Annotated in this window: 13 protein-coding genes; 6 read left to right on the top strand and 7 right to left on the bottom strand. The window is 38.3% G+C overall.

Going from position 1 to position 20,332, the window contains the following annotated elements:
* Positions 1-286: 286 nt before the first annotated feature.
* The 4 genes from F6K23_RS00065 to F6K23_RS00050 all read right to left on the bottom strand — a co-directional run bounded on the left by F6K23_RS00065 (position 287) and on the right by F6K23_RS00050 (position 5,580).
* Positions 287-1,249 (bottom strand): pentapeptide repeat-containing protein, encoded by a 963-nt coding sequence (locus tag F6K23_RS00065; RefSeq protein WP_293149334.1) that lies wholly within the window; start codon positions 1,247-1,249, stop codon positions 287-289.
* A gap of 635 nt (positions 1,250-1,884) precedes the next feature.
* Positions 1,885-2,418 (bottom strand): pentapeptide repeat-containing protein, encoded by a 534-nt coding sequence (locus F6K23_RS00060; RefSeq protein ID WP_293149332.1) that lies wholly within the window; start codon positions 2,416-2,418, stop codon positions 1,885-1,887.
* Positions 2,411-2,800, bottom strand: coding sequence for a pentapeptide repeat-containing protein (locus F6K23_RS00055; protein ID WP_293149330.1), 390 nt, complete (start codon positions 2,798-2,800; stop codon positions 2,411-2,413). The genes F6K23_RS00060 and F6K23_RS00055 overlap by 8 nt, the downstream gene beginning before the upstream one ends.
* Positions 2,801-3,933: 1,133 nt before the next feature.
* Positions 3,934-5,580 carry an iron uptake porin gene (locus F6K23_RS00050; protein WP_293149328.1) on the bottom strand — a complete coding sequence of 549 codons (1,647 nt, stop codon included), beginning with the start codon at positions 5,578-5,580 and terminating at the stop codon, positions 3,934-3,936.
* 689 nt (positions 5,581-6,269) lie between these two features.
* Between F6K23_RS00050 and F6K23_RS00045 the strand changes: the two genes are divergently transcribed.
* From F6K23_RS00045 to F6K23_RS00020, 6 genes are all read left to right on the top strand, one after another.
* Positions 6,270-8,129 (top strand): efflux RND transporter periplasmic adaptor subunit, encoded by a 1,860-nt coding sequence (locus F6K23_RS00045; RefSeq protein WP_293149326.1) that lies wholly within the window; start codon positions 6,270-6,272, stop codon positions 8,127-8,129.
* Positions 8,130-8,232: 103 nt separating this feature from the next.
* Positions 8,233-9,750 (top strand): glycosyltransferase family 39 protein, encoded by a 1,518-nt coding sequence (locus tag F6K23_RS00040; protein ID WP_293149324.1) that lies wholly within the window; start codon positions 8,233-8,235, stop codon positions 9,748-9,750.
* A 74-nt stretch (positions 9,751-9,824) separates the two neighbouring features.
* Positions 9,825-10,397, top strand: coding sequence for a hypothetical protein (locus F6K23_RS00035; RefSeq protein ID WP_293149322.1), 573 nt, complete (start codon positions 9,825-9,827; stop codon positions 10,395-10,397).
* A gap of 454 nt (positions 10,398-10,851) precedes the next feature.
* A complete protein-coding gene (locus tag F6K23_RS00030) occupies positions 10,852-13,806 on the top strand; it encodes a tetratricopeptide repeat protein (protein ID WP_293149320.1) in 2,955 nt (984 codons plus the stop codon).
* Positions 13,807-13,978: 172 nt separating this feature from the next.
* Positions 13,979-17,092, top strand: a complete 3,114-nt coding sequence (locus F6K23_RS00025) for an efflux RND transporter permease subunit (protein WP_293149318.1) — start codon at positions 13,979-13,981, stop codon at positions 17,090-17,092.
* Positions 17,093-17,302: 210 nt separating this feature from the next.
* Positions 17,303-17,701, top strand: coding sequence for an SHOCT domain-containing protein (locus tag F6K23_RS00020; RefSeq protein ID WP_293149316.1), 399 nt, complete (start codon positions 17,303-17,305; stop codon positions 17,699-17,701).
* 334 nt (positions 17,702-18,035) lie between these two features.
* Here the strand turns inward: F6K23_RS00020 and F6K23_RS00015 are convergent, their stop codons facing one another.
* The 3 genes from F6K23_RS00015 to F6K23_RS00005 form a co-directional block, all read right to left on the bottom strand.
* The gene (locus F6K23_RS00015) at positions 18,036-18,674 is read right to left on the bottom strand and encodes a peroxiredoxin-like family protein (RefSeq protein WP_293149314.1); all 639 of its coding nucleotides are present in this window, start codon (positions 18,672-18,674) and stop codon (positions 18,036-18,038) included.
* A 499-nt stretch (positions 18,675-19,173) separates the two neighbouring features.
* Positions 19,174-19,752 (bottom strand): TetR/AcrR family transcriptional regulator, encoded by a 579-nt coding sequence (locus tag F6K23_RS00010; protein WP_293149776.1) that lies wholly within the window; start codon positions 19,750-19,752, stop codon positions 19,174-19,176.
* 366 nt (positions 19,753-20,118) lie between these two features.
* Positions 20,119-20,319 carry a hypothetical protein gene (locus tag F6K23_RS00005; protein ID WP_293149312.1) on the bottom strand — a complete coding sequence of 67 codons (201 nt, stop codon included), beginning with the start codon at positions 20,317-20,319 and terminating at the stop codon, positions 20,119-20,121.
* Positions 20,320-20,332: the final 13 nt, after the last annotated feature.

The raw sequence follows: 20,332 nt of genomic DNA, 5'->3' as shown, positions 1-20,332 counted from the left end.
TTATATAATATCTGTTTATACTTCAATATTTAATCTCCCCTACTCCCCCACTCCCTACTCCCTACTCCCCCACTCCCCAGTATATAATAAGTATTCAACCGGATTTGATATCAGATTCTTTTTCGGCGATGTCTAGTGAATATTATTCTGTCGGTATACCTCACTTATATCATCAGTGATAAAAAAGACTTTCTCCTTTTCCTCCTCTTCTTTCTTACCTCCTGACTCCTAACTCCTGACTCCTGACTCCTGACTCCTCCAAAGAGTATAAAATTTCTATATTTAATTATTCTTCTTCATCACTTATGATACTGCCATCAGGCATAACTGTATGATCAAAAATTACTCCATCTAAGTCAGTATTTTCTAAATTGGCATTAGTCAAATTAGCATTAGTCAAATCTGCTCCATTTAAGTCAGCATTCTCTAAATTGGCATTACTAAAATCTGTATTGCTCAAGTCTGTGTCACTCAAATTTGCACCACTTAAATTAGCATTACTAAAATTAGCAGAATTTATTTCTTGTTCGGATAAATCTACATTACTTAAATCTTTGCCACTCAGGTCACTGCCATAACCAATAAATATTAATCCTGCTTCATCAGGGTCAATTTCTGATGGTATATCCTGTGGATCTAAGTACCAAGCATTCTGAAAATTAACATTAGTATAGTTTGCGTAGCTCCAACCAGACATAGCTTTAATTTGAGCATGACTGAAGTCAGCATTACTCAGATTTGAACCCTGAATATAAACATCATAAAAAGTAGTGTGACTGAGATTCGCATTGTTTAAGTTACAATCATCAAAATGAACTTCGCTTAAATTTGCATGACTAATATTTGCACCACTCAAATTACAATTATAAAAAGTTGATTGAAATCCCCCCATTTGAGTTAAATTAGCATTAGTAAAATTGGAATTGTCTATAGTGCTATGGTCATAACTTGTATCTGTTAAATCTGCATTGGTTAAATCTAGATTTTGCCAAGATATTCCTTCTAAGTTAACGTGACTGAGATTAGCATTTCTGAAAGTAGTATTTTCTATTTCTGTACTAATTAACTGAGCATTACTTAAATTAGCATTATCTAAATTGACATTTTGCAATGTTGCTCCACTGAGGTTGGCAGAACTAAGATTAATTTCTTCTAGAGAAATATTGCTTAATTCCAGATATCTGAATTCCACACCAGAAAAATCTCTTTCTCCAGCTTGATAACGTTGGATTAATTCATCGCTATTCATATTTTTTTTCTCCGGTAATAACTGAGAAAATAATATCATATAGCAGAAGGAAGAAGGAAAGAGGAAGAGGGAAGAAGGAAGAATATTGCTTTAATTATCTTCACTTTACCGAACAATTAAGGTTTAAAGCCTCTCCTTTAAAGGAGAAACAATGAATTAATTTTCCTTTTATTCAATTCTCTTCCTTTTAGAGAGAGGTAATTATCAATTATCCATTAATTGAAAAAGTAGGGAGTAGGGAGAAATAATTGATTTTATTTTTGATTATTGGAGATGTCTATTAACTATTAGACCATTTTGAAAAAAGAATGTTACAAGTAGTAAGAATGATAAAAATATTTTACAGAAAATGTCCCTAAATGTCCCTTTGAGTAAAAAGATGATTTATGAGTTAATAAATAAGAAAAAAGCTATTAATTCTGACTCCTGACTCCTGACTCCTGACTCCTAAGAAATTACCTATCTATTTGTAGCCAAAATTTATCAATTTGGTATTACAGCAGTTTCCGAAGCTATGAGGTACAGTTGTTTTTATTCTTTTCTGTTCCCAGATCCCAGATCCGGTGTTCCCTCAAAGCTAAAATTTTGTACCTCACGGGTAACGGGAAACTCTGTCAGAGATGATTCTAGAGTCTTCATTCTTTTTCATCACTGCCAAAGTTCCGAATATTGCCGTCTGGCATAATTGTATTATCAAAAATTACGTTGTTTAAGTTGGCATTATTAAGGTTAGCATTAGTAAAATTAGCATTAGTTAAATTTGAATAACTTAACTCAGCATTTTCTAAATTGGCATTAGTAAAATCTGTATCGCTCAAGTCTGTATCACTCAAATTTGCCCCACTTAAATTAGCATTACTAAAATTAGCAGAATTTATTTCTTGTTCGGATAAATCTACATTGCTTAAATCTTTGCCACTCAGATCGCTCCCATCACCAATAAACATTAATCCTGCTTCATCAGGGTCAATATCTGATGGTATATCTTGTGGATCTAAGTACCAAGCATTCTGAAAATTAACATTAGAATAGTTAGCTTCACTCCAACCAGAAATAGCTTTAATTTGAGCATGACTAAGATCGGCATTACTCAGATTTGAACCCAGAATATAAATACCATCAAAAGTCGTGTGACTGAAATTAGCATTGTTCAAGTTACAATCAATCATCAAAACCAACTTGACTTAATTGAGCATGACTAATATTTGCACCACTCAAATTACAGCGCATAAAAGTTGATTGAAAACCCCACATTTGAGTTAAATTAGCATTAGTTAAATTAGAATTTTCTATGGTGCTATGGTCATAAGATGTATCTGTTAAATCTGCATTGGTTAAATCTATATTTTGCCAAGATATTCCTTCTAAGTCAACATGACTTAAATTCGCATTATGTAAATTGACATTTTGCAATTCTGAGCTTTCGAGGTTGACAGAACTGAGGTTAATTTCTTCTAGAGAAATATTGCTTAATGCCAGATGTTCTAATACCACACCAGAAAAATCTCTTTCTCCAGCTTGGTAACGTTGGATTAATTCATCACCATTCATATTTTTTATCTGGTAGTAACTGGGAAAATAATACTATATAGCAGAAGGAAGAAGGAATACCAGTTTGATAAACCTTTGCTACAAATATTTAGGTTACTGCTTAGGAGTCAGGAGACAGGAGTCAGGAGACAGAAGAAATAGGTTTTATACCATTTTTTACATAGTAATTTATATTTTTCGTCCAATAGATATTTCCTATAAATTATTTTAATACTCCTTACTATTTGTAACATTCTTTTTTCACGCTTGGTAGAAGAGGGAATCAGGAAAAATATTGCTTTGTCGGAGTTTTAAGCTTTTGATCTGTCCTAACTCTCCACCTACCACCTACCACCTTTTTCAAAAATAAAAAACAGTGCGTAACGTACCAGTAAAAATCGTACCATTACTTTTTTGATTACTAGGGTCAAAAACAACTTGCAAAACAGGAGAAATCTGAAAAAAACAGTCCGTAATGTACCAGTAAAAATCGTACCATTACTTTTTTGATTACTAGGGTCAAAAACAACTTGCAAAACAAGAGAAATCTGAATATTATCGTTCACTGCTACCAGAAGGAAGAAGGAAGAGGGAAGAAGGAATCAGGAAAAATATTGGTTTGTCTGAGTTTTAAGCTTTTGATCTTTCCTAACTCTCCACCTAAAACCTACTACCTAAAACTTTCTTCAAAAATAAAAAACAGTGCGTAACGTACCAGTAAAAATCGTACCATTACTTTTTTGATTACTAGAATCAAAAACAACTTGTAAAACAGGAGAAATCTGAATATTATCGTTCACTGCTACCAGAAGGAAGAAGGAAGAGGGAAGAAGGAATCAGGAAAAATATTGGTTTGTCTGAGTTTTAAGCTTTTGATCTTTCCTAACTCTCCACCTAAAACCTACTACCTAAAACTTTCTTCAAAAATAAAAAACAGTGCGTAACGTACCAGTAAAAATCGTACCATTACTTTTTTGATTACTAGGATCAAAAACAACTTGTAAAACAGGAGAAATCTGAATATTATCATTCACCGCTACCAGAAGGAAGAAGGAAGAGGGAAGAAGGAATCAGGAAAAATATTGGTTTGTCTGAGTTTTAAGCTTTTGATCTGTCCTAACTCTCCACCTAAAACCTACTACCTAAAACTTTCTTCAAAAATAAAAAACAGTGCGTAACGTACCAGTAAAAATCGTACCATTACTTTTTTGATTACTAGGATCAAAAACAACTTGCAAAACAGGAGAAATCTGAATATTATCGTTCACTGCATAATTATAAAAAACTTCCAAATTTGTCTGAGTTGAATTACCAATTTCATCCACAACAAAAGGCTGTCCAACTGCTACTCCCAAGCGATCGCCTTCTTGCAAAACATCTAATCCAGAAAGACCTGCCATCCAATAATTAGGATTAATATCCCCAAAATCTGTATCGTCATAGCTGCTATAACCATAGCGACCAAAAACAGCAAACTTGGCAGAAAAACCCCACTCAAAATTCACTCCCACCGCATCAAAATTGCGAGCAAAAACTTTTCCTCCACTGTAAAGCAAACGTAGACTAAATCTAGAGGAAGGATTATATTCAAACTCCACCATTCCTTGATGAAAACCAAATAGACCCCGCGAACCCCTGCCATCAGAATAGAGTAGTGATGTAAACACAGAAACTGGCAACGGACCTTGACCGTTTTGGGAAGGGTTAGCTGAGTCTGGGGCAATGTATAAAGCACGAAGATTAAAAGCACTGCCACCAGGATTCCATTCTAATATTGCTCCACCACCAATGCCATTAACAGGAAATGCAACGTAGTTATAAACTAGGTTTTCTGTGGAGAAGTCGCGAAAACTTAAATCAGCGTAACTATTATTATCTATATAATCCAACGCTTCAATTAACGGTCCGATAGATAGAGACAAATTTTCCACGACCTGAAAACTGTAGAATACTCTCCCAATACCAACATCGTCATTTCGTGGGGGGCGTTTGGAGAAATCTAGAATACTGCCAAAGTTGGGTTCGAGTATAGCTGTAGCGTTATCAATAAAGCCATTACTTCCTGTATCAACCCGTAGTTTTAATAAGTCTGTACCTCGGAAACTGGTATCAAAATCCAAAGCTACTCGATAGAGAAAGGTCGCTTGAGGGTTTTCGTCTGCAAGCTCTATTCCATTGGGGTCAATGAGTCGATCGCCATCAAACCCACCAGCATTCACGGCAAAAATTGTCTGACCATTTAATTTGGTAGTAGTGGAAAACTGTTGTGCTTCTAAAGCATCCACTCGATTTTCTAAACCCTCAGTGCGTGCTTTAAGATTAGCTATTTCCACCTGAAAATCTTGTATAAGTCTTTCGATAACTATCAGGTCGTCTTGTTGAATTAATTCTGCTTGGTTTTCTGCCAGGAAACTTTCAATGGTTTGCCAACAAGCGTTTACAGCTGCTGCAAATTCATATCTGGTGATGGGGCGGTTGCCTCGGTAAGTATTGTCAGGATAACCGGAGAGACAGTCATAGCGATCGCGTAAACTTATTAATGCTTCATAGGCCCAGTCGGAGGGTAAAATATCATCTAGTTGGTAAACAGGTATTTGTTGAGTAATGGGGTCATTAGATTTAGAATTACTAAATTCTTCAGCATACTTTTGAATTTCTCCCATCAGCTCTTGCTTTTCTTCTGTGGCCAGACTACGACGAGTGCTTAAACATGACAAATTGATTAAAATCAAGCTAATAAGGATACATATTTTACGATTATGATTTTTTTTATAAATACCATGAATTTTCAATATTTGCAAAACATTTCTCCCTAACAGTAGTCTATTTTGATGTCAGATTTTATCATTAATATCATGTATTTTTAGGTTTTAATCGTATCACACTACCTCAAATTGGATGGGTTTCTTGGAGATAAAGCTTAGGCTTGATTTAGTTGCGACAAGTCGATCCGCGCCTTGATTGACATAAAAAAAAGCTGGTGCATTGCATTATAGCGCTGTGCGCAGGCAACAGGCAACAGGCAACAGGCAACAGGCAACAGGCAACAGGGGGAATAAATTAGCGATAATATAAGACTTTTAGCTATTTGGCCTCTCCTGCAATTTGTAAATATACCAGCGCTCATTGCTATATTTTTGTTATAAGGTACGGCAGTGGGAACATCTTGCTCCCGTGCCAAGTCATCCGCCAGGAAATAAATTTCTTGGCTCACAACAGAAGTCATCTTTAGATGACTAAAGATAATTACAGCTCATTAATGAGACTTGATATTATATAGCAATTCCCATTTTGAACCTTTCTTTCCCTTCTGCCTTCTGCCCTTTGCCTTCTGCCTTCTGCCTTCTTCCTTCCCTTTGCAATTATTTCAAACGTATGTTTTAATAAAAATAAATCAAACGATTGTTTTAAATCCCCATTTTAATCTAACTTAACAAAAATTTTATAATCTCTACTTAAGCTAAATTTTAAAGCAATGAAAGAGAATAATTTGCTAGACTCTAAACCCCATGAAATTAATGGCAAAGTGGAAATCTTAACTGAAAAGATGGAAACTTTACCAATTCAGTCAGAAGTCACTAATTTCAAACCTAAAGTCAAGGATAGAAAATTTCTTCGCGTTGGCCTCGTATTGGTGACTTTAGGAATAGCTTTTGGCGGTCTAAAATTTATTCAGGAGCGGAATATTTCTGCCAAACCAAACTTAGAAACCACTCTTCCTAATATCCTATCCGTTCAAGCTATCCCAATTAAATTAGTAAATTCCTATTCCGTTTCCCAAAATTACACAGGAATTGTAGAAGCGAAAAGAACCAGCGAATTAGGTTTTGAACAATCTGGTTTACTCACATCTATATATATAGAAGAAGGAGAAGAAGTAACTAAAGGAACAGCGATCGCTCAACTGGACACTAGCCAAACAAAAGCTCAAAAAGCAGTATTAATAGCACAGAAAGATAGAGCGATCGCCACTCTCAAAGAACTAGAAAACGGAGCAAGGCCAGAAGTAATTGCAGCCACCCGTGCATCCCTGGCCCAAGAACAAGCAAAATTACGGGAGTTGCAAACTGGACCGAGACCAGAAGTAATAGCAGCGACTCGCGCATCCCTACTCCAAGAACAAGCCAAATTACAGGAGTTGCAAACTGGACCGAGACCAGAAGTAATAGCAGCGACTCGTGCATCCCTACTCCAAGAACAAGCCAAATTGCAGGAGTTGCAAACCGGACCGCGTACTGAAGATATTGAAGTTGCTCGTTCGGGAGTTTTGGACTTAGAAGAACAACTAAATCTCGCTCGCCTTCAGGAGAAACGACGTGAAGAACTTTATACCGAAGGAGCAATTTCTCAAGAGCAGTTTGACGAAGCTTCAACCCAAGCAGATACTTTACAAGCAAGACTGGAGCAAGCAAAGAGCGAACTAGAGAAACTGGAAACAGGAACTCGTAGGGAACAAGTAGAAGCTCAACAAGCGCGGGTAGGTCAAGCGCAAAGTCAGTTAGACGAACTTATTGCTGGAACTCGTAGGGAACAGATAGAAGCTCAACGAGCTAGGGTAGGTCAGGTGCAAAGTCAGTTAGACGAACTTATTGCTGGAACTCGCAGTGAACAAATAGAAGCTCAACGAGCTAGGGTAGGTCAGGTGCAAAGTCAGTTAGACGAACTTATTGCTGGAACTCGTCGCGAACAAATAGAAGCTCAACAAGCAGAAATTAGACGTTTCGAGGCACAAATTTCTGAAATTGATGTTGTTCTGAGAAAGAGTACTCTATTTGCACCTTTTTCCGGTACTGTTTCAGTCCGCCATTTAGATGAGGGAGTTGTGGTTAATGCTGGTCAGGGTGTTGTGCGTTTGGTTGAGGGTGGTGAAAGGAAAGTTCGGGTTGGGGTGCCGCCTGCGAATACTTCCAGTCTGAGAGTTGGCACTCAGCAGGAAGTTCGGGTGGGAGACAGAATTTATAATGCAAGAGTGTTGTCGATATTACCAGAAGTAGATTCTATGACTCGTACCCAAAGTGTGATTTTGGCACTACCTCAAAGTATTGCACCTGGTACTGTTGTTCGTCTGGGATTAAATCAGACTTATGAGATGGAAGGATATTGGTTGCCTACTTCTGCTTTAGTTTGGGGAGAGCGGGGGTTGTTGGCAAGTTATGCTCTGGTACCGCCTTCGCAGTCAGATTTGGATTTACCTGCGGGAACTTATCAGACTGAAAAACGAATGGTTGAGGTGTTACATACAGAGGGAGACCGGAGTTTGGTGCGGGGAGTATTGCAACCGGGAGATTTGGTTGTGACTAATGGAACTAATCAATTAGCTCCTGGTCAGTTGGTTCGCTATCTGCAATAAAAACACATGGTATTTCCATGTAATTGAGTAAAAAATCCTATTACAACATCTGCAAGTTTTTATAATACTATAGATTAGTATCTAATGTTTACCCGAAAAATTCATGAATACAACCTCAATGAGGATGAGAAAATTTGTTAATAAAGATTTTATCATCAGTGTATTAATTGTGCTTCTTGTTATCTTGATGGGTATTTTATTAACACCTTTTGAATACAAGTGGTTTTATAATACAGATGAAGCAATTGAATTCAGTCGTCTTTTTCATGTCTTACAAGGTTTTACTCTTTACCGTGAAGTTTGGAGCGATCACCCTCCAGGGTGGACATGGTTACTATATATCTGGACTGCTTTGTTTGGAAGGTCTCTTTTAGCTGCTAAGATACTAGCTTTACTACTGGCAGCAGCAGGAATTGTAGCTTTTTACTGGATTCTCAAACTTTTTTTTGACCGACCAACCGCAATTTTTGGGGTTTTATTGTTTAGCTCGACAGTACGCTTTCTACCAGCAATTACTGTTATTACCATCGATATGCCATCATTAGCTCTGGGTATAGTGGGAATACTACTTTTCCTTTATGGACTGAAGGGAAAAGGAAAAAGTTCTTGGTTAATGGTTTTAAGTGGAATTATTTTTGCTTATGCAATGACAATCAAGTTTTTCACAGCACTACTGATTGTTGTTTTATTTGGCTGTTCAAAAATTATAGCTAAACATCTTGAACCTAATAACCCTAACTTTAAGTTCCCTTGGCTATGGCTAGGAGTAATCTTAATTGGATTTTTCTTATTAATGCTTACTTATTGGCCATTTCCTTACTATCTCTTAGTAGAGTTTCATAAAAATGCTCGTCCCCTTTACGGAAGTGAAACACTTTTCAAGTTATTTAAAAGAGCTAGTCAGACAGATCTAGTACTTTTGTTAGTTTGTTTGAGCAGTATATTATTATCAGTTATTCGTTTGAGAAATCAAATATGGCGTGTTTTAATTCCCTTAGTTCTATCAGGACTAATGCTTTTGCAGTTCTCTGTACAAAGACCAGTTTGGTGGATTTATTATCCTCTAATTATTTTTCCTTTAGTATGGATTAGCTGTTTACCTTTTTGGCACTTTTTGAGTCAGTTGCGAAATAAAAACTTATCCCATACAAATAAGTCAAAGTTATTACTTTTAATACTAATGATTGTCTGGCTATTCCCTATTGGGCAAGCATTTTGGCGATACTCTTTTGAAACGATGCCAACAGTAGCTGATTTGCGATCCAGTACAACTGTTTCACCTAAACAGGAGTTGTTTGAATCTGTGCAGAAGTTTAGTAAGAATAATAAATATATTTTAACCGATGATGCCATGTATGCAGTTTATAGTCAGATACCTATTCCCCCAGAAGTAGCTGTTCTCTCTAACAAACGTGTACGAACTGAAAAACTCGAAGATGAATTTTTTATTGATATTATTGAGCGTTATCAGCCAGAACAAATAGTGTGGATTCGTTTTACCGGAACTCTAAAACAACCTGAAATGCAGGAAGCTCTAGAAAAATACGGTTATCAATCTATAAACACAACGGATTCAAAATTTCTTCACTATGTTCGTACAGATATAGTGAATCAATCTTAACTTTCAGTGGAAGATTATTACTATATAGAAGCCATTTGAGAGCTATTTAATCTATTTAAAAAGAGAGGGGGAGGTTGGGGATACCGGGTGGTCAGGGTGTTGTGCGTTTGGTTGAAGGTGGTGAAAGGAAAGTTAGAGTTGGGGTGCCGCCTGCGAATGCTTCCAGTCTGAGAGTTGGCAGTCAGCAGGAGGTTAGGGTGGGAGAGAGAATTTATAGTGCCAGAGTGTTGTCGATATTACCAGAAGTAGATTCTATGACTCGGACTCAAAGTGTGATTTTGGCACTACCTCAAAGTATTGCTCCTGGTACTGTTGTTCGTCTGGGATTAAATCAGACTTATGGGATGGAAGGATATTGGTTGCCTACTTCTGCTTTAGTTTGGGGAGAGCGGGGGTTATTGGCAAGTTATGCTCTTGTACCGCCTTCGCAGTCAGATTTGGATTTACCTGCGGGAACTTATCAGACTGAAAAACGAATGGTTGAGGTGTTGCATACGGAGGGAGACCGGAGTCTGGTGCGAGGGGTATTGCAACCGGGAGATTTGATTGTGACTAATGGAACTAATCAACTAACACCTGGGCAGTTTGTGAAGTCAGAAGTAGGGGTGATTCGCGAATCACCCGTACAGAAGTCAGAAGTTAGATGAAGTTTTGGTCACTTTGTAGGTTGGGTTGACAAAAGGAAACCCAACAAATAATTGGGTAAGTCCAGTAATGGTATACAGCAAAAAAGAATACCTAGTATGGAGGAAGGGCGTTGCTGAATTGAAGTATGAATGTGCGATTGTTTGGTTCTGGTAAAGCCCCCGCGCATCCCCCAATTTTGGGGGACTTTTAGAGTTTTATTCCCCCCAATTTTGGGGGGCTAGGGGGGCTTGCATCATACCCAGAATCAGCAACAGTGGGAGCATCTTGCTCCCACTGTTGTGGTAACAAATATTGTTGGATAATTCACGACTATTATAATGCACCAACACAAAGATTTGTAATTGTTGGGTTGCGCTGCCGCTTAACCCAACCTACTGGATACTGCATATCTTTCTTCAAACAGGAAGTATATTAATATGAAATTTTCTAATTGCTTAGAAAGGGGTAATATCTATGGTTTCTCCGATGCGATGGTTATCTATTCTCAGTGTTAATAGTCTGATGTTATTTAATGTCAGTTTTTCTGTATTAATGTTGCCAAGTATTTTGAATAAGGGAGAAGTTGCTGCTCAAACTAACCTTGATGCTGAGGCAGAAAAAGTTTTTGATGAAGCAACACAACTTCATAAACAAGGTACGGCAGAATCTTTGAGGAGAGCTATAGCTAAATTGGAAGAGGCACTATTACTTTTTAGAAAAACAGGTAACTTGAGTAGGGAAGCAAACACTCTCAATAATCTTGGCTCTATCTACAATAGCTTAGGAGAAAAACAAACAGCACTCAATTACTACGAGCAAGCTTTACCTATAAGGCGGCAAGCAGGCGATAGAGGTGGGGAAGCTATCACTCTCAATAATATTGGCCTTGTCTACGATAACTTAGGAGAAACACAAAAAGCTCTCAATTACTACCAGCAAGCTCTACCTATATTTCAGCAAGTAGGCAATCGCCGTGGGGAAGCTATCACTCTCAGTAATATTGGTGAGGTCTACCGTGAATTAGGAGAAAAACAAAAAGCTCTCAATTACTACCAGCAAGCTTTACCTCTAATAGGGCAAGTAGGCGATCGCCGCGGGGAAGCTATCACTCTCAATAATATTGGCCTTGTCTACGATCGCTTAGGAGAAAGACAAAAAGCTATCAATTACTACCAGCGTGCTTTACTTCTAATAGTGCAAGTAGGCGATCGCCGTGGGGAAGCAGCCACTCTCAATAATCTTGCTGGGATCTACTCTAGCTTAGGAGAAAAACAAAAAGCACTCAATTACTTAGAGCAAGCTTTACCTCTGATAGTGCAAGTGGGCGATCGCCGTGGGCAAGCCACCACTCTCAATAGTATTGGTACTCTCTATTCTAGCTTAGGAGAAAAACAAAAAGCACTCAATTACTACGAGCAAGCTTTACCTCTATTTCAACAAGTAGGCGATAGAGGTGGGGAAGCTATCACTCTCAATAATATTGGCCGTGTCTATTCTAGCTTAGGAGAAAAACAAAAAGCACTCAATTACTACCAGCAAGCGTTACCTCTATTTCAACAAATAGGCGATAGAGCTGGGCAAGCAACCACTCTCAATAGTCTTGGCGTTGTCTACGATAGCTTAGGAGAAAAACAAAAAGCACTCAATTACTACGAGCAAGCGTTACCTCTATTTCAACAAGTAGGCGAACGGGATGGGGAAGCAAGCACTCTTTATAATATCGCTTGGCTCAAACGAAATCAAGGTAAACTTACTGAAAGCCTCACTTTCATAGAAAAAGCCCTAGAAATAATCGAAGACCTCCGTACCAAAGTTGCTAGTGTTGAACTCCGCGCCTTCTACTTTGCTACCGTCCAGGATAGATATGAATTATACATCGACTTACTCATGCAACTCTACAAACAAAATCCAAACCAAGGTTACGATGCCAAAGCCTTTCACGCCAGCGAACGCAGTCGCGCCCGTGCCTTCCTCGAACTCCTCAACGAAGCTAGTGTCAATATCCGCCAAGGAATAGATCCCAAACTAGCAAAGGCAGAAACAGAGCTGCAACAACAACTCAATGCCATCGAAACCCAACGCATCAAACTCCTCAGCGGAGAATACACCCCCGAACAAAAAGCCAATATCGAACAAACAAGAGACCAACTCATAGATGAATACAACCAGTTACGCGTCAAAATTCGTACCACCAGCCCAAATTATGCAGCCCTCACTCAACCTCAACCCCTTACTCTCAAAGAAGTTCAACAACAGGTATTAGATAATGACACTTTACTCCTACAATATTCCTTGGGTGAAGAAAGTAGCTATTTGTGGGCAGTCACCAAAGACAGCATCAACAGCTATCAACTCCCTCCCCAAGCAAAAATTAAAAATGCTGCCATAGAGTTAATGGCGACAATAACAAGTCCACGAGAACGCAATGGCATAGCCAAAATTGATAGTGCTGCTGATGAGCTAACAGAAATTCTTCTCAAACCTGTTGCCGATAAATTAAACAAAAAACGTCTATTAATAGTTGCTGATCGCTTCTTACAAGAAATTCCTTTTTCCGTCTTATCAATACCAAATACTGATGGAGAAAGTGATAGTTATCAACCTTTAATAGTCAACCACGAAATAGTAAATCTCCCTTCAGTTACTACTATTGCCAATATCCGCAATGATACAAAATCTCGAAAACTTGCCCCGAAGAAAGTGGCTATTATTGCCGACCCAGTATTTAGCCCTGATGATGCCAGGGTTACAGGTAAAACTACCACAATATCTACATCAGAAAATCGCAGTCGTGCTTTTCCCCTAGAGGCACAAAAATTAGATAGAGCAGCCAGAGATGTTGGTATTAGGTGGGATAGACTACCGGGTACTCGCACTGAAGCAGAAGCAATTATGGCTTTAATACCAGAGTCGGAACGCACTCAAGCTTTCGATTTCCAAGCCAACCGAGAAACAGCAACCAGTGAAGAATTAAGCGAATATCAGATTGTGCATTTTGCCACCCACGGTTTTGCTAACGGTAGGCAACCAGAATTATCAGGGGTTGTCATGTCGTTAGTAGATAAAAATGGCAACTGGCAAAATGGTTTCCTCCGACTGAATGATATTTTAAACCTGAATTTGCCAGCAGAATTAGTAGTATTGAGTGCGTGTCAAACAGCCAAAGGAAAGGACATTAAAGGAGAAGGTTTGGTGGGTTTGACAAAGGTATTCATGTATGCAGGAGCAAAACGGGTAGTAGGTTCGTTGTGGGTTGTTGATGATTCTAGAACAGCAGATTTAATGTCCCAGTTTTATCAGGGGATGTTGGAGGGGGGGTTGTCACCTGTGGAGGCATTACGGGCAGCACAATTGCAGATGTTGGAGGGTGGGATAAGTCCTTATTATTGGGCAGCATTTACGTTGCAGGGGGAATATGATTCAAGATAGTTTAGAACTGATACAGCAAATTTCATCAGGTTCGTAGTTGGGCTTTAGCCCTTACAATATTTATACTAGGGCTAAAGCCCAACTACAAACAAAAAATTTATTATTAAGTAATTATCCGCAATTCGTAGCTCTCCCACAGGGGGCACATAATACATATAACTGATAACTGAAAATGACTACTTTATTTTATCGAAACTTTAGATTATTAATTCTGGCAATACTGGTAATTCTCACCTGGGGAATTTCAGCTTTTTTCACGTTGCCACGACTTGAAGACCCTGAATTAGTTCCTCGTATAGCGGTCGTAACAACTTTTTTGCCTGGAGCTGATGCTGAACGAGTTGAAGCTTTAGTTACAGAAAAAATAGAGGAAGAATTATCTGAAATTGAGGAAATTAAAAGCTATGAATCAGACTCTAGGGCGGGTAGTTCAATTATTACTATTGAATTGTTAGATTCTGTTGAAAAGGCTGATGCTGATCCGGTTTGGTTAAGAATTAGAGAGCGATTAAATAGAGCTGCTCCTGAATTACCTGTGGGTGCAAGTCCGCCACGATTAGAAGAGGTTGAAATTAAGGCTTATGCTTTGATTGCAGCTTTAATTTGGGAACAAGATAGCGAACCTAATTATGCAATTATCAATCGTTTATCTGAATTGTTGAAAGATGAATTGTTGGGATTATCGGGTACAGAAAAAGTTGATATTTTTGGCAAGCAAAATGAAGAAATTGTAGTGGAAATTGACCAGTCTCAGTTAGCTAGTATTGGGCTAACACCTGAACAATTATCAACACAAATTCAACAGAGTGATGCTAAGGTTTCAGCAGGTTTACTACGCAGTCAAAATAATGATTTACTATTAGAAATTGAATCAGATTTAGATTCCTTAGAAAGGATTCGGAGTATTCCAATTAACTTTAGCGAACAAGGACAATTTGCTCTACTGGGCGACATTGCTGAAGTGAGGAAAACTATTATTAAACCGCCCAGAGAATTAACATTAATTAATGGTCGTCCTGCTGCTGCATTAGGGGTATTTGTAGAATCAGATTATCAAATAGACCTTTGGGCAAAAACAGCAGAAGCAGAAATTGATAAATTCCGCAAACAACTAGGCAAAGGTCTCAAACTAGAGATTATTTTTAATCAAAGTAATTATATTGAAAATCGTCTAGACAGTCTTATTTTTAATTTGTTTATTAGTGGATTTCTGGTATTTGCAATTACAGTCTTTTTAATGGGTTGGAAATCTGCAATTGTTGTTGGTTTAGCCCTACCTCTATCAACTTGTATGGTGCTAGGTTCCATGGGATTGTTAGATATACCTCTACATCAAATGTCAATAACTGGAATAATTGTAGCTTTAGGACTATTAATTGATACAGCAATTATTGTTGTTGATGAAGTTAGTCAAGGTGTAGCTTCGGGTTTAAAATCGGAAGTAGCAATTACTAAAGCAATTCATCATTTATTTATGCCTTTAATGGCATCAACTCTAACTACAGCTCTGGCATTTTTACCCATTGCAATTATGCCTGGTCCCTCTGGAGAATTTGTTGGTAGTATTGGTATTAGTGTGATTTTAGCTGTTCTTTCTTCACTATTAATATCAATTACAATTAGTTCAGCAATAACTGCAAAATTATACCACAATCCCAATCATAATTCGTGGCAAAAGACTAAACAGCAATGGTGGAAAACTGGATTTTCAAATTCTTATTTAACTGAAATTTATCAACTAAGTTTACGCAGTGTATATAGTTCTCCTTTGTTAGGAATATTATTAGGTTTAATTTTACCAATAACTGGTATAGTTCAGCTAGGAACTCTGCCCCAACAATTCTTTCCTCAAGTAGATAGAGACCAAGTACAAATTGAATTAGAATTGCCTGCTCTCACCTCAATTGAAAAAACAAGAAATACTGCTCTACAAGTCCGAGAACTAATTTTACAGCACCCAGAAATTGATGAATTACAATGGTTTTTAGCCCGTAGTGCGCCCAAGTATTACTATAACTTAAAAGTAGGTAAAGAACGATATCTAAATTATGCTCAAGGATTTTTGCAGCTAAATACCATCGCTAAACCAGAATTAGTTAACAGAATTCAAGCAGAAGTCGATCGCGCATTTCCTGAAGCTCAAATTTTGGTGCGGTTATTGGAACAGGGGCCTCCTTTTGATGCACCAGTAGAACTACGAATTTATGGTCCCAACTTAGAGGAGCTACAACAAATAGGAGAACAAGCAAGAGCGCTATTAGCTCAAACTCCCAAAGTAACTCATACCCGCAGTACCTTAAACGACGTTCGACCTCAACTAAAACTGTTAGTGGATGAAGAAGAGATTCGTTTAGCAGGACTAGATCGCGCTGCTGTTTCGCAACAGTTAGATACTTTACTAGAGGGAAATTTGGGAGGTTCTGTTCTCGAAGGTGTTGAAGAATTACCAGTGCGGGTGCGAGTGTCAAATGCTCAAAGAGGAGACTTTAGCCAAATTAAATCCCTAGATTTACAACCGACTGGTTCCAGTCTCAATCAAAATCGCCAGAATGCAACAGACACAATACCTCTATCAGCTTTAGCAGAAGTAGAATTAGAACCACAATTTTCAGTCATTAGAAGGCGTAACGGTAGACGAGTAAACTCCATTCAAGGTTTTCTCGCTGCTGGGGTTTTACCTTCAGAAATTTTCACAAAATGGCAGCAAAAGTTAAATGATGCAGACTTTGAAATACCATCTGGATATTGGTCTGAAATTGCTGGAGAGGCAGAACAGCAAGGCAATGCTCAAGGAAATCTTTTCTCAACTCTGCCAGTTATATTAGTGTTATCAGCCTCAATTTTAGTGTTATCCTTAAATTCATTCCGAGCAGCTTCCATAATTGGTTTAGTTGCTATTTGTGCCGTAGGATTAGGATTCTTTAGTTTATGGCTATTTGGCTATCCCTTTGGGTTTATGAGTTTGATCGGCACATTTGGTTTAGTAGGAATTGCCATTAACGACTCAGTTGTAGTTATGGCAGCCATCCTGGAAGACCCGGAAGCATCTCAAGGGAACCATCGAGCTACCCGAAAAGTAGTCCTACGTTCAACTCGTCATGTAATTGCTACAACTTTAACTACAATGATTGGGTTTGTGCCTTTATTGTTAGGAGGCGGTAGTTTTTGGCCTCCTCTAGCTGTAGCGATCGCAGGTGGTGTTGGTGGTTCAACACTCGTTGCTCTTTATCTTGTTCCCTGTTCGTATTTATTGATGGCTAATTTTGGTATAAGTAATAAGGAGTAGTGTGGGAAGTGTAGGAAATGTGGGGAGAGTGGAAAGTTTGGGGAAATAACGGGAGCAAGATGCTCCCACTTTTACCTAAACCAAGATAATTACTATAGAACCCATTTGGGATCTTTTGAAGAAGTGGAGCAAAACACATCCTACTTAATGGCTGCAACTACAATATAATTGATAGTTAGACTGCTCTATCATATATATTTGGTGCAAATTATGACTGACAAAATTGAGAAACTGAAAGAGATGCAGCAACTTCTTGATGAAGGGAATATTACTTCACAAGAGTTTGCTCAAATGAAGCAAGAATTGTTATCAGGGAATTTTAAAGACAAAATATCACCTGTCAAAAATTTAGCTAGAAAGAAAATTTGGATAGCTATAATTTTGTCGCTTGTTATTCCGTTCACTGGTTATGCTTACACTGGTCGATGGAAAGCTTTGTTAGTTTTTTTCTCTTTTTTCTGCGGTATGGGTTTTGTGATTGGTGTAACATCAAAGGATGCAGAGAAGGCTTTTGCGAATTCTGTCAGAATTGCATCGATTTTAGGTCCTATTGCAGCAGCAGTTGATAATGGGGTTGCTATTAACAAAGCACGAATAAATTCCCAATGATCTTTTTTTATCGGTACTTTGAGATTTTTTACTCCGAAAATGGCTTAAAATCTAGTAGTACCAAGGAAAAGACCTTAATTTGCTCAAAATAGCTCATTCCGTAGGAAAACCTAGATAGGGCTTGCTGATTAAATCTAAAAGTCTTTACAGATAAAAGTAAGTGCCTTTTTAAGTATCAAAAAGTGCTAGGTTTTAGGTGGTAATGGTTCAAAAATTTAGGATTTTGGTCAAGAGTTGGGCAGAAAAATCAAGGGACGATTCTTCCTACTATCTCCTCTATAATTCCCCGTCCCTCCTAACTTCTGACTCCTGACTCCTGACTCCTGACTCGTAATTAATTTAACACATTAATAATCTCTTCTGGGTCGAGACGTTGTGTATAATCTGGGTTAACAAAAGCATGAATAACTGTACCATCTGAGGCAATTACATAAGTGGCAGGAATTGGTAATTCAAAACTTTGATCACCGTTATAAGCTGGTAAGTCAATGCCAAAACTTTGATATATTGGGCGTAATTCTTCGGGAAGTTGAAATACTAAACCAAATTCTTTAGCAACTTGATTTCCCCGATCGCTTAAGACTTCAAAAGTTAATTCGTTTTTCTCTGTTGTGGAAAGAGAGTTGTCTGGTGTTTCTGGAGAAATTGCGATTAATTTTGCTCCTAATTCTGTGATTTGTGGCAAATACTTTTGTAAACCTCTTAATTCCATATTGCAATAAGGACACCATCCGCCACGATAAAAGGAAATTACTACAGGACTTTCTACCAGTAATGAATTTAATTCTACTATTTTACCTACTGCATTTGGCAAGCTAAAGTTAGGAACTTTTTTCCCTACTTTTAAGCTATTATCAACAATATCGGAGTTGGCTAAATCAACTACAGCTTTATTCATTTTTGCTTTTGCATCTTCTGGTAGTTGGGCTTGTATTTTAGCTTGGAGTTCTTGTAAGTTTTTGGTTAATTCCATGGGATTTTCTCCTATTCTTTAGAATGATTGTTCCAATTAAGGCAAAAAAAATTGGCTTTGGTAAATTAGGGTATGATATTAATCTTAATTACTGAGGAGTCAAATCACTCCTAAGCCCTCCCAGGAGGGGAAGTCAGGAGTCAGGAGGGAAGAAAGAAGAAAGAGGAATAGAAGGAGAAAGTTTTTTGTTTGCTGGCGCACAATGCATCCTATCGGAATGAAGGGCGCAAAGGTTAACGCGGAACGCGGAAAGGAGTTCTATAGACCTCTTACCCGCACATGATATCATACCTCAAATCACCAACGCCAAAAAATTAAAAGTAGGTAAATTAATCTATAGCAACGAACAAGTTGCTTAGAGTATAGGCTGATAATTAACCTCAGACAGGAAAATGTTTTCCCCCTGTTGCCTCTCTTGATGCGCATTCCCTTGCGACTGGCGTCGTCGCGGGGTCGCACCGCTGTTGCCTGTTGCCTGTTGCCTGTTCCCTGTTCCCTGTTATAAAACAGAAAGAGCCATTTTAGCTATATCTTGTAATGCTTTTCGGTCAGGATTAACTTTAGAAATTACCCGTAAACCTTGTAAGCAACAAGTAAGAAATCTGGCTACGGTAGTGCAGTTATGTTTCTGACTAATTTCACCTTTCTCTTGAGCTGTAGTTAAAGCTTTTGTAAGTGCATTTTCAATCTGTTGGATCTTGGCAGCAATTTGTTTAGCACTGTCTGGGTTATTGCCACCAAGTTCAACAGCAGTGTTTGTAATTAAACAGCCTTTATGATCTTCATCTGTTACTGCAGAATCAATCATACCATAAAAGATATCTACAATAGTTTGTTTAGAAGCATCATGGGCCTCTAGTTTAGTAATCATCGGTGCTACAAGTCTAGAGTCGTAATAGGCGATCGCCTCGTGAAACAGAGATTGCTTATCGCCAAAAGTATCATAAAGACTGCCTCGGTTGATACCCATCTTATCAACTAAGGTTTGTATGGAAGTCCCTTCATAGCCATAACACCAAAAGGTTTGCATTGCCTTCATTAACACTTCATCTCTGTTGAACTCTTTCTGTCTGCCCATCACCTTTGATTTTAACTCCTAATATTTAGGATAGCAATTATGGAATGATTAGTCAAATATTATGGTAAAATCTAGAATCTAAAAAAAATGTTATAGCAGTCGCCACTGCGGTTACTCATCCACAGGCATTGACAGGTCTTGCCTGACCGCATCTGTTGAGTGTGTCTTACATTCTGTTCGCGTAGCGTTTCTTCCGGAAACGGAGGCCTCGCCAATTAGCAATCGCTTTCTTAAATTTATACTGGCGTTTAAATACAGAAACTGAATCAGGCCAAATTTAACGCCCAAGGTGTGAAGTGGAAGCCGTGCCCACTATAAACAAGAAGTCTATGGCCTGGGGGTCAAAATGCATCTGCGTATCAGTGTCTAATATAGAATCCGGTTATATAGTATATGTTCATTATTCAATCTCCCAATCTCCCCATCTCCCCATCTCCCAATCTCCCCATCTCCCAATCTCCCCATCTCCCAATCTCCCCATCTCCCCATCTCCCCATCTCCCCATCTCCCCATCTCCCCATCTCCCAATCTCCCAATCTCCCCATCTCCCCATCTCCCAAGATCCAAAGAGCGCCATGTA

This window comes from Okeania sp. SIO2C9 (assembly GCF_010672455.1).
Classification (GTDB): domain Bacteria; phylum Cyanobacteriota; class Cyanobacteriia; order Cyanobacteriales; family Microcoleaceae; genus Okeania.
Note: the sequence above shows the minus strand (reverse complement) of the source record. Positions and strands in the feature narration are given on the sequence as shown.

Coding starts and splice junctions, on each gene's coding strand:
- F6K23_RS00065 (WP_293149334.1), bottom strand. CDS start 1,249: ATGAATAGCGATGAATTAATCCAACGTTATCAAGCTGGAGAAAGAGAT.
- F6K23_RS00060 (WP_293149332.1), bottom strand. CDS start 2,418: ATGATTGATTGTAACTTGAACAATGCTAATTTCAGTCACACGACTTTT.
- F6K23_RS00055 (WP_293149330.1), bottom strand. CDS start 2,800: ATGAATGGTGATGAATTAATCCAACGTTACCAAGCTGGAGAAAGAGAT.
- F6K23_RS00040 (WP_293149324.1), top strand. CDS start 8,233: ATGAATACAACCTCAATGAGGATGAGAAAATTTGTTAATAAAGATTTT.
- F6K23_RS00030 (WP_293149320.1), top strand. CDS start 10,852: ATGGTTTCTCCGATGCGATGGTTATCTATTCTCAGTGTTAATAGTCTG.
- F6K23_RS00025 (WP_293149318.1), top strand. CDS start 13,979: ATGACTACTTTATTTTATCGAAACTTTAGATTATTAATTCTGGCAATA.
- F6K23_RS00020 (WP_293149316.1), top strand. CDS start 17,303: ATGACTGACAAAATTGAGAAACTGAAAGAGATGCAGCAACTTCTTGAT.
- F6K23_RS00015 (WP_293149314.1), bottom strand. CDS start 18,674: ATGGAATTAACCAAAAACTTACAAGAACTCCAAGCTAAAATACAAGCC.
- F6K23_RS00010 (WP_293149776.1), bottom strand. CDS start 19,752: ATGGGCAGACAGAAAGAGTTCAACAGAGATGAAGTGTTAATGAAGGCA.